The 16,958-nt window shown below is 40.6% G+C and carries 12 protein-coding genes; 4 read left to right on the top strand and 8 right to left on the bottom strand.

Annotation, left to right across the window (positions count from 1 at the left end; genetic code table 11):
- Positions 1–52: 52 nt before the first annotated feature.
- A complete protein-coding gene (locus tag AAEY80_RS13490) occupies positions 53–310 on the bottom strand; it encodes a type I restriction-modification system subunit M N-terminal domain-containing protein (protein ID WP_025652634.1) in 258 nt (85 codons plus the stop codon).
- Positions 311–701: 391 nt separating this feature from the next.
- Here AAEY80_RS13490 and AAEY80_RS13485 point away from each other — a divergent pair, with 391 nt between their 5' ends.
- Positions 702–2,849, top strand: coding sequence for an ATP-binding protein (locus tag AAEY80_RS13485; RefSeq protein WP_025652635.1), 2,148 nt, complete (start codon positions 702–704; stop codon positions 2,847–2,849).
- Between the two features lie 2 nt (positions 2,850–2,851).
- On the opposite strand, the gene AAEY80_RS13480 is transcribed toward AAEY80_RS13485, so the two are convergent.
- The 7 genes from AAEY80_RS13480 to AAEY80_RS13450 form a co-directional block, all read right to left on the bottom strand.
- Positions 2,852–3,271 carry a hypothetical protein gene (locus tag AAEY80_RS13480; RefSeq protein WP_025652636.1) on the bottom strand — a complete coding sequence of 140 codons (420 nt, stop codon included), beginning with the start codon at positions 3,269–3,271 and terminating at the stop codon, positions 2,852–2,854.
- Positions 3,264–5,294 (bottom strand): integrase, encoded by a 2,031-nt coding sequence (locus AAEY80_RS13475; RefSeq protein ID WP_025652637.1) that lies wholly within the window; start codon positions 5,292–5,294, stop codon positions 3,264–3,266. Before AAEY80_RS13475 ends, AAEY80_RS13480 begins: the two co-directional genes overlap by 8 nt.
- Entirely contained in the window at positions 5,287–6,870 is a 1,584-nt protein-coding gene (locus tag AAEY80_RS13470) for a site-specific integrase (RefSeq protein WP_025652638.1), read from the bottom strand. The genes AAEY80_RS13475 and AAEY80_RS13470 overlap by 8 nt, the downstream gene beginning before the upstream one ends.
- A complete protein-coding gene (locus AAEY80_RS13465; protein ID WP_025652639.1) occupies positions 6,863–8,095 on the bottom strand; it encodes a tyrosine-type recombinase/integrase in 1,233 nt (410 codons plus the stop codon). Before AAEY80_RS13465 ends, AAEY80_RS13470 begins: the two co-directional genes overlap by 8 nt.
- 155 nt (positions 8,096–8,250) lie before the next feature.
- The gene (gene ssb, locus AAEY80_RS13460) at positions 8,251–8,886 is read right to left on the bottom strand and encodes a single-stranded DNA-binding protein (protein WP_201578088.1); all 636 of its coding nucleotides are present in this window, start codon (positions 8,884–8,886) and stop codon (positions 8,251–8,253) included.
- 242 nt (positions 8,887–9,128) lie between these two features.
- Positions 9,129–9,761, bottom strand: a complete 633-nt coding sequence (locus AAEY80_RS13455; protein ID WP_264754740.1) for a DUF3833 domain-containing protein — start codon at positions 9,759–9,761, stop codon at positions 9,129–9,131.
- A gap of 150 nt (positions 9,762–9,911) precedes the next feature.
- On the bottom strand, positions 9,912–11,276 hold the full coding sequence (locus AAEY80_RS13450) for an MFS transporter (protein ID WP_350588462.1): 1,365 nt from the start codon (positions 11,274–11,276) through the stop codon (positions 9,912–9,914).
- Between the two features lie 805 nt (positions 11,277–12,081).
- Between AAEY80_RS13450 and uvrA the strand changes: the two genes are divergently transcribed.
- The 3 genes from uvrA (at position 12,082) to AAEY80_RS13435 (ending at position 16,846) form a co-directional block, all read left to right on the top strand.
- Positions 12,082–14,988, top strand: a complete 2,907-nt coding sequence (uvrA, locus tag AAEY80_RS13445; RefSeq protein WP_350588460.1) for an excinuclease ABC subunit UvrA — start codon at positions 12,082–12,084, stop codon at positions 14,986–14,988.
- Positions 14,989–15,243: 255 nt separating this feature from the next.
- Positions 15,244–16,260, top strand: coding sequence for a zinc ribbon domain-containing protein (locus AAEY80_RS13440; RefSeq protein WP_201567699.1), 1,017 nt, complete (start codon positions 15,244–15,246; stop codon positions 16,258–16,260).
- Positions 16,261–16,393: 133 nt separating this feature from the next.
- Positions 16,394–16,846, top strand: coding sequence for a TM2 domain-containing protein (locus AAEY80_RS13435; protein ID WP_227692085.1), 453 nt, complete (start codon positions 16,394–16,396; stop codon positions 16,844–16,846).
- Positions 16,847–16,958 lie beyond the last annotated feature (112 nt).

The following is a 16,958-nucleotide window of genomic DNA, read 5'->3' as shown; positions in this document are numbered from 1 at the left end:
TTTATGATTATGTTTGATGATCGTATTAGTAAGCACTTAATCTAAATGGCAGTTACACAGAATTCGGGATGGGCTCGTGCTTTATAGCAATATCCTCAATATTTTTGGCACGGCGAGTGCCTTGTAACTCTTCAAACTCAGCTTGGATCGCCTCTTCATAAGCCGCATATTTGTTGTCGGAGAACTTCAAGAATATCAGACCTAAGACAGGCGTAGCATATTCGTTAGGTTTAAGATCAGTATTGGCTCTCAGGGTATCTGCTGCTTCCCAAAGTTGGTCTTCTAAGCGTTTGATGTCTTCTAATTTCATGATTTTCCTAAATTAAACAGTTATGGAGATGTCGAAATCTATTACTTGGATAGACTTTGATACTTTTGTGCAATAAATCATATAAGTCTTTTTTACTATTGAAGCATTCGCTTTTTATTTCTAGCTTCAATCGAAAGCTTCCGTATTGCCCTTGTGCTTGATAGTGTCTGCGCTTCTAGTCGATACCTGCCTACATGCTCTTAATTCACAAGTGTTATATTATCTGTATGGCATTCCCTTTTGCTATACTAGCGCATAAGCTCTATTTACCTATTCGCAAAGTGTCTTTTTGTATACCTTAACGACAGCATTTTACTATACAGCACGTTATTTTATAATTTTTTGTCCGTTCTTTAAGAAAAAGTAGCTCATTATATTTTATGGATATCCAATGTTATTAAAAGAAGAAATGTTAGGCGTTTATCACGAACTAATCAACTCATCTGAGATTCAAAATATTGAAGCCAAGCGTGCCACAAACAGTATTGGCGATTCAGTAATGCAGACTGTCTGCTCGTTTGCTAATGAGCCTAACATTAGTTGTGGATATTTACTATTAGGTGTTTCAGAACCAAATGAAAATCACGAGAAGCACTGGGTAAGCGGCGTTGATGATGTGGATAAAATTCTTAATGACCTACAAAATAACTGTCGCAATCAATTTAATACAGCTATTCATATAGACGCTGGCATTCTCGATTTAGAAAATAAAAAAGTTATTGTAATCAAAGTTTTCGAACTTGATGCAGCTTCTAAGCCTTGTGGTTTTATAAGTAGTGGCAAAAAAAGCAAAAACTTTACTAAAACTGGTATATGGCGGCGCGGCATCAATGGTGATTATGAAGCTAAAATTGAAGATCTTTATGACATTATTGCTTCTAAAACTGGTCAATCATTTGAAAATATAGTTCTACCAGAAGCTTCTTGGTCGGACATTGATCCCGATGTGATTGCATTTTATCGAAAGCAACGAGCTAAAGTACAGCCTGATGCAGTTGAACTAGATTATAGTGATACTGACTTACTTCTTTCTTTTAATTTGATTCAAGAAAAGAATGGAGTATTCAAACCGAATATTGCTGGCTTATTATTGTTCGGCTCTTCATTAGCACTTCGTCGTCATCTTCCTATGGCTCGTGTTGACTACATTCGTAGTGCAGGAACACAATGGGTTGAACATAGTGATGAGCGATTTATTTACACAAAAGATTTTCGTGAGCCCTTAATCTTAATGATACCTCGAATTGAAGCAATGATTATGGATGATATGCCCAATCATTTTCGCTTAAACGAAAACGAGCTGCAAAGATCTGATGAGCCTTTATTACCGCAAAGGGTTGTTCGAGAAGCTTTAGTAAACATGGTTATGCATCGTGACTATTCTGAAAATCAACCTTCCCAAATTAACCGATACAAAGATCGATTAGAGTTACAAAATGCTGGTTACTCTCTAAAACCCTTAGACGCATTAGACAGCTCTAGCTCGTTAACACGCAATCCGCTAATAGCCTCTGTGTTATATGATTTGAGGCTGGCAGAAACTAAAGGAAGTGGCATTCGCACTATGAGAGCTAAACTTAAACAAGCTGGGCTAAGTGAGCCTAAGTTTGATAGTGATCATACTAGAAACTACTTTAAAGCTACTTTTCTTTTACATCAATTAATGGACGATAAGCAATTAAAGTGGCTTGAAGCTTTTGATAATCATGATTTGTCAGACGATGATGCTATGGCGCTTATGCTAGCTCACGAAACAGGTGCAGTTGATAACAGTACTCTTAGAGAAATAACTAAATTAGAAACATTGTCAGCAAGTCGCCTTTTATCTAGGCTTTGCAAAAAAGATTTATTACAGAAGCAAGGTGGTGGGAGCTCTACCACCTACACTCTAACTGAGCACGCCTTGGGCTTGAACCCTAGTGGCCGAATCAAAAATAATAAAATCAAACAAAATAACTTAGGAGCTAGCGATCAAACCTCAGGAGCTAGCGATCAAACCTCAGGAGCTAGCGATCAAACCTCAGGAGCTAGCGATCAAACCTCAGGAGCTAGTGATCAAACCTCAGGAGCTAGTGATCAAACCTCAGGAGCTAGTGATCAAACCTCAGGAGCTAATGATCAAACCTCAGGAGCTAGTGATCAAACCTCAGGAGCTAGTGATCAAACCTCAGGAGCTAATGATCAGTATTTACTAGACCTTTCAGATATAGAGAAAATAGAAGATCTACCACAAAAAACTTTAAGCCAACTAAATGACCTTCCTAAGAAGGCTTCGATGAAGCAGATACAAGGTATACTTCTTCTTCTATGCAATCAGCAGAAATTTAGTACAGAGGAATTAGCAAAATCAATTAATAGAAATTCAGACTATTTACGTACAAAATATATCAATTCACTTCTAAGTAAGGGACTACTAAGTCAGACGTATGCTGAAACTCCTAACCACCCTAACCAAACATATTCAACAACTGAAGCTGGTATAGAATGGTTAAGCAATGAGAATAATATTGTACCGAATATAAAGAAGCAGGATGATTAACATCATCGCTTCTCATTGTCAGACCGTTCACGATCAATTTTTGGCATAGATGCATTGAGCTTACTTTCTGTCATTCCATGTTTGTAAGCATTGTACTGCCACAATACAAACATTTGCTTATATCGACGGTTTTGCTCCTTGAGTTCTGCAAGCTCTGCTTCTAAGTTAGCAATCCTTGAAGCTGCTGCATTTAAACTAGCGGGCCGAGGCTTAGTAGGCGATTTCCCCTTAAGTGTGTCTTTTTTAGCTTGGTAAGCAGCCGTAATGGTCTCATGAGCGCTTAGAGACTGTCTTGTAGGCTTCTTGCCTACAAGCGGCTCTACATCCTCGCAAATCGCTGCCCACGTAATTTTAGGCTCATCCCAACCTCGAATTAGATTGACGATAGCTTGTATTTCTTGTCTGTTGAGATTTTTAGCCAAAACCGCCTCCAAGTATATCTGTGAGATCCTCTAAAATTGATGCTTCTTTAAATTCAACATCATTCTCAACAACCATACTTATAGACTTCTTTTCAGCAACACGACGTAACTGGCTGAAGTCATTACCACGAAGCTTAACTTGTGCACCGTCATCTATATCTGGGTTCTCTAGAATACAGATAAGATCACGCAATCTATTGGCTGTTTTTATATGGTGATTTAACCACCTATCAGCACCAATATCACCTTCTTTAACTGCTTGTTCAGCTTTAACTAGTATCTTCTCTATTTTATCAAGACGTTCTTTCATACGAACTAGTTTTGCTGCATCGCCTTTGATGCATACTTGCTCGGTACAATTGATACAATCTCTATATTTTTCACACGGACTCATTGTGAAGTCGTGTACACAAAATCCATATTCTGTGACATGAGCAGCAGCTTGCTCAAGGGTATTAAACTCTTGAGCAGTGACTGGAAGATGATTTTCCACTTTACCTAAAGGGCCAAAAAGCGCTTTCGAGGGATCAATCCTCTCTGCCATAGCGACCATTTCATAGTCAGCCATGTGGTTATAGGTGCGATTTTGTTTTACATCCGCTCTACCAGACCATTTAGCTATTTCAAGGTTGGATAAACCACCCCGCTGTGCAATAGTATTGAGCAGGTGGCGAGCTTGATGCGATGTGACTTTTAATCGTTCACCATCGTTGTCAAAATAACCATACCTATCAAATATAGTTTTATGTTTACCTTCCAAAGCTGGACGAGTACCAATATCATTGTTAAAAAAGTTCGTATCAGGCTTTTTAAGTTCAGTAGGCAAACGCGGTCTATTACCATGGAATTGATTGGCATTTAGTGCAAATAGTGCATTCGAGAACTTAATACCTTTATCTTCATCGAACCATGGAAAACTATCAGGTAATCTACCTTTTACGTGCTGCCAAAGACTATCTAAGGTATTCATTCCATCATGGTGATCAAGGCCTCTACCGTTTAAACTAGAGTAACAGATGTCTTTAGTATCATAAGCTAGCCCTAACGCTTGACAGGCTTGCTCCATGGTAAGTGGCTTATCGTCGGCTACGTTCGGACAGTTCTCGTGTCGATAAAACTTATTAGGATTATCCTCAATCCATTTAGCAAGCTTACGAGCTTCCAAGGATAGATTTTTAGCTCTATCAACGGCGATTTTGGCCACTTCTACCATGACGGTAGGTATCCACTTAATATCTCCTTCATATCCTTTCCCAGCAAAAAATCGCCATCCATAGCGCTCTACACCTTCACTATCTTTTTCAAATACTTCACAATCTACTGGTAATGCCATTACCTCAGCAATTCGAGAGGGTGCAGACATTAACATTGCGAATATTGATGTTGTGAAAACATCTCGCTCTTCCGCAGGATTACTAGCGAATATTTCGGCTAATGCGTTAAGAGCTATTTCGTTAGGTAACTTTTTTTCTCTATTTTTTTTTGCTTCTTTACCTGTTCTGGTAGTATCTGTTGGACGGGAAATAGGATTACGCCACAATTTTAAATTCGCATTAATAAGCTGGTTATCAGTTACAAACTCAGCCAATCTCTCAATCTCTCTCCCACAAGCATAAGCAGCTCCCTCACTATAATACTCTCTCGCCAAAGAAGCAGCCTCATCTAGACAAGTAATAGATAACCCTGTAATTAATGCTTCTTCATTTACTTGTATAAGAGCGGCCTCTAACACTCGAAGCGCTTTGAGCTCATTTTTAGTACCAGTAGGTTTATGACCTTGTTGATAACGAAAATATGCCTTGGCGAACTCCACAAAACTTTCATCCATTAACTCTTCTTGCTTCGGCTTACGTGTTGTGACACCAAGCTTTGCAAATACAGCTACCTTTGGCCAAACATAAGCATCCCAATCTAAATCAGCGCCAAATACCGTTAAGTCTTCACGACATTCAATTATAAAAGCTTCTAAGTTAGCTGCGGTTGTTAGCTCCACTTTAGACTTAAACTGGAAAACATTAGGCATGATCAACACCTCTCTGCTCATTAAGTTCAGCATGACGCTTTTCACAGCGCATAATAACATCAGCTACAGCAACGATGCTCCTATCCAGTATTGCTGCTACCTCTATATCACCAGTAATATCTTTGATTCGCTCTCGTTCATCCAGTAAGTCCTGATATACCTCTTTATGAGGACCATCAAGCCACGGCTGGAAATGAATACAGGTATAGCAAGGTATAGGAACGTTTGCACCGCAGAATCCATGCTCTCCACACGTGCCTATATTAGAGCCTTCTTCAGTACGAATTCGACTACTAAGATCATTACCACGCTCAGCATCTCTTTCTGAATCAACTAATACACCTGCAAAAGCTTGCGCATAAGGAGCAAGATGAAAACCAACTGCTTCATCTAAACGCTTTACATGCTCAGGTATGTTTTCAATATATATACCAGCCGATTGAGTATCCCTATGATCTAGCAGCTCTGCTATAACTAACTTACCAAACCCTTCACGAGCAGCTCTAGTGCCTGTAGTATATCTAAGCCTATAAGCGTCAATAGGCAACTCACCACCTGTTCTTTCTGAGTTAATACCTGCTGCTGCTACTACAAGTTGTAAGGTGTCTGTCACTTTATTAGATGCAATGTGCAACTTATCACTTACTAATAAAGCCCTAAACTCAAAAAGAGATCCCACTTTTTCAACCCTTTTATAGTCAGGGAACAGAGGAACTTGCTGACGATCATCTTCATTTAGCTCAATACCAAGACTCTCTTCAACCAACGAAATAGCACTTTTTGACTGAGCTGAAAGAATAGCCCATAACTCTTGTGTTACAGCAAGAGGATTAAATTGAGTTCTAAATCCTTCACTATGTTTTGCTCTAGGTATGTTAAGTATATAGAAGGGATCACCTCTCTTATTTGTTCCGCATAAAATATCTATAACCCTTAAGTGAGAAATTTGAACTGGGCGACGACCCGTATTGCTAGTAACAAGTGAAATCGCAAACTCGTTGAGTGTAATTAGATTTTGTTCAAACGCAGTAACCGCACCTTCATTAAAAGCTTGAAGTTCATTGTCACTCAAAGGGCCTTCTTGAGGATCTTGACGCTTAACAGCATCCCCTTTCTTATTACCTTTAATCGTCCAACTGTCGAGCAATCGAATTACATCTTCATCCACACCATAATAGCCAAGCTCATACCATTTTCTTAAGAACCCTCTAACCGTACCTAAATACCACTCATGAGATTTACCCAAGGAAGCTCTATAATTGATTAACATAGTGTCATTAATTACAGAAGAACCTGTGCTTTTAATCATATGATTGAATCTAGCAACTACATTATAAGTGTGGCTAGCTGAATAATTGGAAGCATAAAAGACTAGTGCGCTAATACAACCATCTAGAACTCTATCATTCAGTTTCTGATGAATATAATTTAAGTTAATAGTGCTATTTTTGTCTAACACCCATTCTTTTTCATAGATTTTGAAAGAATAACCTTTTGTTTTCGCATATATTTTTTTATTGCTTTTAGAATGCTCTGCATCAGTAATATTAGGAGTTTTAACAGCTAAGTTATTCATTTGATAATCCTTGTTCTGGTAATCGAGTACCATTATTTGACTGAAGCGCTAAAGCTGCCTTCTTAGCTTGCTGTTGGATAAATCTTTTATTGTAATGCATCGCTGTACCAGAACCCGATTTCCATCCCATAATATAGGAACGAATTTGTTCTTGTTTTTCCTCACTTACAGATTCATCCATTGAGTCCATTTTTTCTGAAAACTTATAATTCCATGTATGACGTAGCTTATGACCAGTTAATATATGAAGCTGAGGCGATACAAACTTTACGATATTAAAAATTTTGTAATAACTAGACTTGGATATAGGCTGCCCAACTGTCGGTCCTTCCTTGTGAGTAACAAACAGAAAATCGTTTTTCCTAGCATTACTAACTTTACGCCTGTCTTTCGTAACGTATTCGTGCAGCTCTTTGCTGAGAACCTCTCCAATAGGTATGGTACGTTCTAACGTTTTAGCATTTGGTTCTTGTATTCTCGGATCTTCTTTCTCATCAGCCCGTCTAATTACTTTCAACTGATGTCTGGAGAAATCGATGTCACCTATTCTTAGGTTGAGAAGTTCACCACCTCTAATTCCAAGATAGTATAAAATTAAGATGATCACACGATTACGGCGTTGTACTTTTTGGCTAAATGGATTAAGAGGAGATTCTAGCCTTATCACCTCAAACAATACTTCCAATTGTTCATCATCAAGAGACTTGTCCTTGTCTCGATTTCTACCTCTTTTTCTTGGGCGTCGTGCTTTAATTTGTGTTTCCATGCTTTTAATTTTTCTAGCTTCAGCAGCGTTTGGCTGTTTTATTAAATGACTAGAATACCAACTTATGTATTGAGCAACTGTAGTCAGACGCATGTAATGAGTTATAGAGCTAACTACATTCTCAGCCTTCCCGATACGTGACGAATTTCTATTAATGGTCTTTGGAAGACGTTTTTGAGTATAGTCACGTAAATCGTCTAATTCATTAATCCCAATAAACTCTCGGCTTATAACTCTCTCTTCAAGATCAATATTTCTTTCCTTTAGGAACTCAAGAAAAATTACTAAGTTATTAGCAGCTGATAACATAGTTGAAAACGAGTCTGATTTATTACGAATCTGAGTTGTGATAAATAGATTAGGATGATAGACAGGGAGCTGTGTTATTTGATCGACGACCAAACAATAACGCTCTCCACTATTCATTGAAAAAGCTGTTGTTCCGAAAGATTTTCTCATCGCAATACCCTAATACTTTACATATTTACAAGGTACACTATATCCATTATTTACTCAATATATTCTTTACGTTATTTTATTTATATATATACTATTAACCCCCGTGATTACGGGGGTTAATAGTATATTCTTTACATATAAGTCTTAGGTAAATCCTAAAATGGGATATCATCATCAACTGGGCCATCTGGCATTGCTGTCGGTTTTGATTGAGCAGGTGTTTGCGCTGGATTATTGAACTGATTCGACTGAGCAGGCGTATTTTGGTTGTTATTAAAACTATTCTGATTACCGCCTTGCGAAGCTGCCGCGCCCGCTTGGTTGTAACCACCTTGCTGTGCTGACTGGTTGTTTGCTTGCTGACCAAAATTATTCTGACCGCCTTGGTTGCCATAGCCGCCTTGATTTTGACCACCTTGGTTATTATTACTGAAGCCGACATTGTCTTGACCACCCGTGGCACCATCTAGCATTTGCATTTGCTCAGCACGAATCTCAGTAATATAACGATCTTGACCATTGGGATCTTGATATTTACGCGTACGCAAGCTGCCTTCGATATAGACTTTGCTGCCTTTACGTAGATACTGCGCAGCGATTTCGCCTAAACGATTAAAGAGTGAAATACGATGCCATTCGGTGGCCTCTTTCTTTTCACCACTTTGCTTGTCTGTCCATTGTTCTGATGTCGCAACCGAAATATTGGTCACGCTACCGCCATTACTAAATTGACGTGCCTCAGGGTCTGCTCCAAGGTTACCAATGATGATAACTTTATTAACTCCGCGCATAGTTCCGTCCTTTTACTTATGAATAATTTAATTACAAGCTTTAATCGAGTTTTTAATATAAACAATTAATTCTATCAGTAATATGGTTTTACTTTAACTATTTTCTTTTAAAATATCTAGCAGTCTGTGGGCAAGATACGACAACACCTGTCGTGAATAATTTATAAGCTAAAATCTGGCTGACTTATAGCAATAAAATATCCTTCTCGGTCAATACCCCCCCTTTGCGAACCATTATTTAACTATTTAGAATCATTGTTATTGCGATGCATACTAAGAGTAACACTACCCAGCTCTACGCCAAATTTTTTCATGACCGAGCGATTGAGCATGACATCTTTATTGACTAAATACATCCAATCATCGAAATTCACTTTATAAGTTTTGTCGTCGACGGGCAACTCTAACAGATACTGCCAATGCAGTGTATTACCCGCGACCTCACCTTTTGCTGCACCGATGACATCGCCTGCCGTGCCTCTCCAGCTACCATCAGCTTGCTTGGTCAATCGCCATATGCGCTGCGACTTTGTGCCATCTGCCCATGAAAACTTCTCATCCAAAACAATAACATTTTCGCCTTCGTGAGTGGCATCAATATCGACATAAAAGCGTTTTTTGACCTCGCCATTACGACCCTGAAACATGCCCCAGCCATCGATTTGACCGGAGAAAAACTCATGCATATCGAGCGTTGGTGTGGTGTTTTGATACGCCTGAATATTTTGAGTGGCGCAGCCTGTCGTCAATAGCGTGACCGCTAGACCCATACCAATCGCAATCTTAGCCATCGAGCGATGAACAATGGCTGACGGCGTGGCGGTCTTCGCATTGATGCCGACCACCTGACTAGATAGCGTATTAAATTTGCTCATATTAATTCCTTTTAAACAGAGATGAGAATTCGACTTTAGGCAAACACCCTGATGATTTAAGCCGTTTTCATTTAAACAATGTGTATTTAAAGAATGCGTATCAAAACGACAGCGATCTATTAAGTTTTGAGGCTAACGACAAGCGATCTGTTAAATATCGAGCGGGCTTTGTGCCAAATGTGACAGCTCTTGTCTCGACAAATCTGTGAGCTGGGTTTTATCTAGTTTTAAATACGCCACTTGCTCTTTTGCCATGACGACCAGTTCATCCACGCCATCTACTGCCAACATTTGCCGTGACCAATCTTGGATATTAATATTCTTGGGAATAGTCACCGTGGTACTTGATAAATACGGCGGATCAGCGATGGGAATAATGAGTATCAACGCCACTGCCATCACTGCTGCAAGGATACCCCATGCTAACAGATTAGGCTGGCTCAATAATAGACCACCCATCGCCCCACCGACGAAAGCGCCAAAGAACTGGCTAGAAGAATTGAGTCCCATCGCGGTTGCTTTATTAGCCACTGGCGCACGCTTCGATATCCATGAGGGAATCGTTGCCTCGAGCAAGTTAAAGCCCATAAAATAAAGCAACAATCCTAAAATGATACCGATGCCGACCTGACTGCCTAATGCCAGTATCGCGAGGGCTGCGGTCATCAAGCCAATCGCCGCCAAGAATACTTGACGCATTTTGCGTTTCTTTTCAGCGATGATAATGAATGGAATCGCAACGGCAAAGCCAATAAATAGCAATGGCAAATAGACCAAACCCTGCTGGCGTACCGATAGACCCATCACGTCACTCAGCTGATGCGGCAAGATAACAAAGATGGCGGTCATCGTTAAATGCAGGGCAAAAATACCGATATGCAAACGGTTTAAATCGCCAATTTTGAGCACTGTCGCTAATTGCTGCCCAATCGATTTATTATCAAGATTATGCTTAAGCACCCGTAGCGGTGTCGGTACAAAGAAAAGCAGTAGCATCGCTAGCACCGCAAAGCCTGCCGTGAGCCAAAACAGCCCGGAAATACCAAGCGAGCCGACCAATAGAGGGCCGAAAGCAAAAGCCAACATGATAGAGGTCGCAATGGTCAAGCCCATCGTCGCCATCGCTTTGGTACGCATCTCTTCTCGTGTCACATCAGCGAGTAATGCCATCAATACCGCAGAGACCGCGCCACTACCTGCCAGCGCCCGCCCGATAATGACTTCGTAAATATCTGTGGCATTTGCCGCAATGATACCACCGAGCGCAAATAGCACCAGACCCAAAAAGATAATTGGCTTACGCGGAAACTTATCCGCAGCAAGGCTCATCGGTATCTGAAAGATAGCTTGCCCTAGCCCATAAATACCGACCGCCAAACCGATCAAGAATGGCGTCGCATGCGCATAATTATCACCATACACAGAAAAGACGGGCACAATCATAAACAGACCAATCATGCGCAAGGCAAAAATGCCACCGACCCCGAGGATTGCCCGTTTTTCTACGCTATTCATACTTGCCTCACTGGTTTATCACGTCACAACTGGGCGCTAGCCATTATTATAATAGATAGCGCCACTATCCTTATAGGTCAAGTGTGCGTCTCAAAAGATATCAAGAGCCATTTACTCTATGGCAAATGTCCCTTAAAAAAGTACGCACTGCTTCGCCCAACCTATAATGCAAGCCCCACAGTATAAAACATTCACCGTTTGGTTGCCGAGACTTTTACCTTCCTACCAGTTTTTGTCCATGTCTTTTTAGTTAGAGGTTTATGCGGCTCGCCTCGCTATGCTGCTTATATGAGATCACTTCATTCATTTTACTCGACAATTTTGTTACCAAGTGCATCTGATGCGTCATCGCACCTTGAATAATGCGCCTATCATGACAATAAAGTAAAACGTCGCTGACATTCTCGCCTGACAGAATCATTGTATAGCGACCACTATTTATATAAAACAACGACAATCGAAACATGTCATTTGGCCAATAAATTCACTATTATCAGGCTAGTCTATTACTTGTAATTTATGCATTTGGCTGTTAAATACCACTAGCCATTAAATACCAGTTGAATGACTAGCAACGGTTTGAAAGCGCCCTTCAATGTTTACTAATAATAAATTTCAATAACAACCAACATTGACCGATAAAAATCAGATATTAATAAAAATCAGAATTTCTGTAGAAATGCTCATTGTACAAAAGCAACAACCCATTTAAAACCATGATCTAGCCAGTGACATAACCAGTCTTTCTTAACATTATATATACTCATTTCGAATACCATTTTAGCAAATAGGAAACCTATCACCGATGGCACATGACCATATTGCAATACGCGGCGCACGTACGCACAATCTAAAAAATATCGATTTAGACATTCCACGCGATAAATTTGTGGTAATCACCGGTTTATCAGGTTCTGGTAAATCTTCATTGGCGTTTGATACGCTTTATGCTGAAGGGCAACGCCGTTATGTTGAAAGTCTTTCCGCTTATGCACGTCAGTTCCTCTCGCAAATGGAAAAACCAGATGTCGATAGTATCGAGGGCTTATCGCCAGCGATTGCTATCGAGCAAAAATCAACCAACCATAACCCGCGCTCAACGGTTGGGACGATTACCGAGATTTATGACTATTTGCGTCTGCTCTATGCGCGCATTGGTACACCGTTTTGCCCTGAGCATGGCGAGCCAATGGTTGCGCAGTCGGTGACCGAAATGGTCGACCAAGTGATGGCGTTGCCGGACGACACTAAACTGATGATACTGGCGCCAGTCATTCGTGAGCGTAAAGGCGAACATACGGTTTTGCTTGAGCAATTGATTGGGCAAGGCTTTGTGCGCGTACGCGTCGATGGCGATGTTTACGATACCGACGAGCTACCAACGCTCGATAAAAAGAAAAAGCATACGATTGAAGTCGTCGTTGACCGCTTTAAAGTCCGTGATGACTTAGGCAACCGTGTCGCTGAAAGTTTGGAGACGGCTCTACGTTTAGGCCAAGGTTTGGTGACGCTACACTTTATGGATGGCAATCCAAAAGAAGGCGGCGATGAAAACCAAGTCATGTCAGCCAAGCATTCTTGCCCTGTTTGTGATCGCGCCGTGTCTGAGCTTGAGCCGCGCATGTTCAGTTTTAACAATCCGTATGGCGCTTGCCCAAGCTGTGATGGTCTCGGTAAACGTCAGTATTTCTCAGCCGAGAAGCTGATTACTCATCATGAAAAATCCCTCAATCAAGGGGCGATTAACGGTTGGGATAAGCGCCACGCCTATTACTTTGGCCTGCTCTCTACCGTCTGCAATCATTTCAAAATTGATATGGATGCACCGTGGCAAGACCTGCCAAAAGCGCAGCAAGATCTCATCATGCAGGGCTCTGGCAAAGAAAAGTTAACTTTTAACTTTACCGATGAGCGCGGTCGTAAAACCAATAAAACCGTACCATTTGAAGGCGTGCTACCTTATCTAGAGCGTCGTTATGCCAAAACGCAGAGCAATCTTGTGCGTGACGAGCTGGCTAAATATTTAGCTGATACCACTTGTAACGTCTGTGATGGTGCTCGACTAAATGAGATATCACGCAATGTCCGCGTTGATGATCAAACCATCGCCCAAATCGTTAAGCTGTCTATCGGTGATGCTGCTGACTATTATAAAACGCTAAAGATTGGCGGTCATAAAGGCGAAGTCGCGGAAAAAATCTTTAAAGAGATTAACGAGCGCTTAAACTTCCTTGTCAGTGTCGGTCTTGATTATCTATCACTCGCCCGCTCTGCCGAAACCTTATCAGGCGGTGAAGCGCAACGTATTCGTCTTGCCAGCCAAATTGGCGCGGGTCTGATGGGCGTGATGTATGTCCTTGATGAACCATCAATCGGTCTGCATCAGCGCGATAATGATCGCTTATTAAAAACTCTAACGCGCTTGCGTGATTTGGGCAATACGGTGTTGGTCGTTGAGCATGATGAAGACGCCATTCGTCAAGCGGATCACGTCATCGATATCGGTGTCGGCGCGGGCGTACATGGCGGTCATATCATCGCTCAAGGTACGGTCGATGACATCATGGCCAATAAAGAATCGCTGACTGGACAATATATGTCTGGTAAGAAAAAAATTGAGATTCCAAGCATTCGTCGTAAAGCCAAAACTATCGATATGGAAGTTAAAGGGAAAGCTAAGCCGAAAAAAGTCCCTATGACTATTGAGCTAAAAGGCGCATCCGGCAACAACTTACACGACGTTGATTTGACCCTGCCAATCGGAATTATGACTTGTATCACTGGCGTCTCGGGTTCTGGTAAATCAACTTTGATTAACCGTACCTTAATGCCACTTGCGGCCACCCAGTTAAATAATGCGTCAACACTCATCGCTGATAAGCATGACAGCATCACTGGTCTTGAGCATTTGGACAAAATGGTCGATATCGACCAAAGTCCGATTGGTCGTACGCCGCGCTCAAACCCAGCGACGTATACCGGTGTCTTTACACCAGTACGTGAGATGTTTGCGCAAACGCAAGAAGCACGCGCCCGTGGTTACAAAGCCGGTCGCTTTAGCTTTAACGTCAAAGGCGGACGCTGTGAGATGTGTCAGGGTGATGGTCTTATCAAAGTTGAGATGCATTTCTTACCTGACATGTATGTGCCGTGTGATACCTGTGAAGGCAAGCGCTATAACCGCGAGACGTTAGAGATTCATTATAAAGGCAAAAGCATTGCCGACGTGCTCGATATGACCGTCGAAGATGCGACTGAGTTCTTCTCCGCCATTCCCGCGATTTATCGTCGTCTGCAAGCGTTGATGGATGTCGGTCTTGGCTATATCCGTTTGGGTCAATCTGCGCCAACGCTATCAGGTGGTGAAGCCCAACGTGTTAAACTAGCACGTGAGCTTGCCAAGCGTGATACCGGACAGACGCTGTATATCTTGGATGAGCCTACCACTGGTTTGCATTTCCATGATATCGATAAGTTGCTGCATATCCTGCATACCTTACGCGATAAAGGCAATACTATCGTGGTCATCGAGCACAATCTTGACGTCATCAAAACCGCCGATTGGGTAATTGATCTTGGCCCTGAAGGCGGTAAAGGTGGTGGACTGATTATCGCGGAAGGTACGCCTGAAGAAGTTGCAGAAGTAAAAGGCTCATATACAGGTGAGTTCTTGAAGCCGATGCTTAAGCAAGGGTTAAAAGAAGTGAGCTAATACAATTTAGTTAATTAATTAATAATTGATAAAAGGCTACTCTTTAGGGAGTGGCCTTTTTTGTTGGTGATGATATATAAAATAGACTTTAAAAACTCTATTTTATAGAGTATAAAATCTTGACATTTGTTGCTCAAACATTACTGATAAGTTATAATCCTTATCTTATTTACCAAAAATTTAAGCAACTTTCTAGTACTTAACCTTGCAGAAATGTGCTCGGGATATTGCACATGAAGATAAAGTAGAAAAAAAATGGCTCTTATTAATTGCCCTGAATGTTCTAAAAAAATTAGTGATCAAAGTCTCTCTTGTCCTAGTTGTGGTTTCCCTACTCCTTCAGAACAGATAGATAACAGTAGCTCACTAGCAGATAGTCGCCAAAGACAAAAGAATAGTGGCTGTTCTGGCGCAACTATCTTCCTAATCATTATTATAGTTCTTATCGGCTTTTGGCTTGTAAGTGCTTATGATGGCTATACAGAAAAAGCAAGACAATACAATGAAGTGCAGTCAGAACCTGATAAAGAATCACCACAAGTCCAAGAATCAGTATTTGATTCTCCATTAACACAGATACCAATGTTACTTTCTGGTTCAGGTGAAAATGGGCGCTATTTCCTCATCTCTCACTTTGCATCTTATGGCATTGAAAATGTTAAGTATGCACGTAGAGGGAACGAGAGTGATGCTTATGGAGAAATGCAAATTGACTGCGCAAACGATAAGATAAGAAAAACCTCATCAGATAATCTTGAGGTCTTAACATCAGCAGACCTAGGGGATTGGTATACGCCAACACCGGATTGGACAGATCAAGATATTGTTAACTTCATATGTCCAACCAAAAAAGTAGTGTCAAAAAACATAGAACATCATGAAGTAGTTGAGAAAATAGTAACGCTAGAAGCTCCAAAGAACGAAGTAGTTGAAAAGGTAACATGGGAGCAATTCAAGCCAGAGCCAGTGATATCAGTAGAAGCAAGACCGAGGGAAGTTTTATTATCAAATGCCCCCTCGGGTAGTGAGAAAGAATATAAAGTACGGGAAACACCAATAGAAACAAAAGAACCTTACAACGAAAAAGTAGTTAATAAAGCAGCGGACGATAAAAGAGAGAGAGACATAGCCCGTAGAAAAAGTGATGAGCGAGCAATATGTGAACAAGCTATAAAAGTAAACAGCGCTTACCTAGGGAAGGACGATCCGGAATATAGTCAGTGGAAGGCAATTGAGCGTGCCAATTGTATGCAAGATAAACTAGATGAGTGAAATTAGTAGATACAAATCGGTGTTCTTTGTAAGTAATGTATCAAAATAAGCCCAGAAGCGAATTAGACAGAACAAATATAGTCAATTTTGACTATGGGAATAAGCCATCTATTAGCTAAATACAGGAATAAATATGGCAATTATTAATTGTCCTGAATGCACACATAAAATTAGCGACCAAAGCGTGTCTTGTACTAATTGTGGATTCCCAACTTCTAAAATGAAGTTTTTAATTAAATGTCCTGAATGCTCTGAGTCGATTAGTAATCAAAGCGCCTCTTGTAATAATTGCGGCTTTCCTATTGTTAAACCTGCACCCTTTAGAGCTGTCCCACCTCCTTTGCCGACTCAAAACCATACTACTATCGTACGGGTAGATAGTAGTAGAAAAAGCAAAGGCGTTGCAATATTGTTAGCTTTATTCTTAGGAGGTTTTGGGATACATAAATTTTATTTAAATCAAGTTTTTTGGGGTATTTTATATTTATTGTTCTGTTGGACATTTATACCAGCGATAATTTCTCTTTTCGAAGTAATCATACTATTATTCATGAATGAATCTGAGTTTAATCGACGTTTTGGTTAGATAGCCATAATAAAATATTTCGATAACGTTATAAGACCTAGATTCAAATAAGAAGTGCAACGTTTTAAAAGAATGAGTTGAAGAGTAAGATGTGCCGTGTTGCATTTCAAAC

It is taken from the genome of Psychrobacter sp. 78a-MNA-CIBAN-0178 (assembly GCF_040309625.1).
Lineage (GTDB): Bacteria > Pseudomonadota > Gammaproteobacteria > Pseudomonadales > Moraxellaceae > Psychrobacter > Psychrobacter okhotskensis.
Note: the sequence above shows the minus strand (reverse complement) of the source record. Positions and strands in the feature narration are given on the sequence as shown.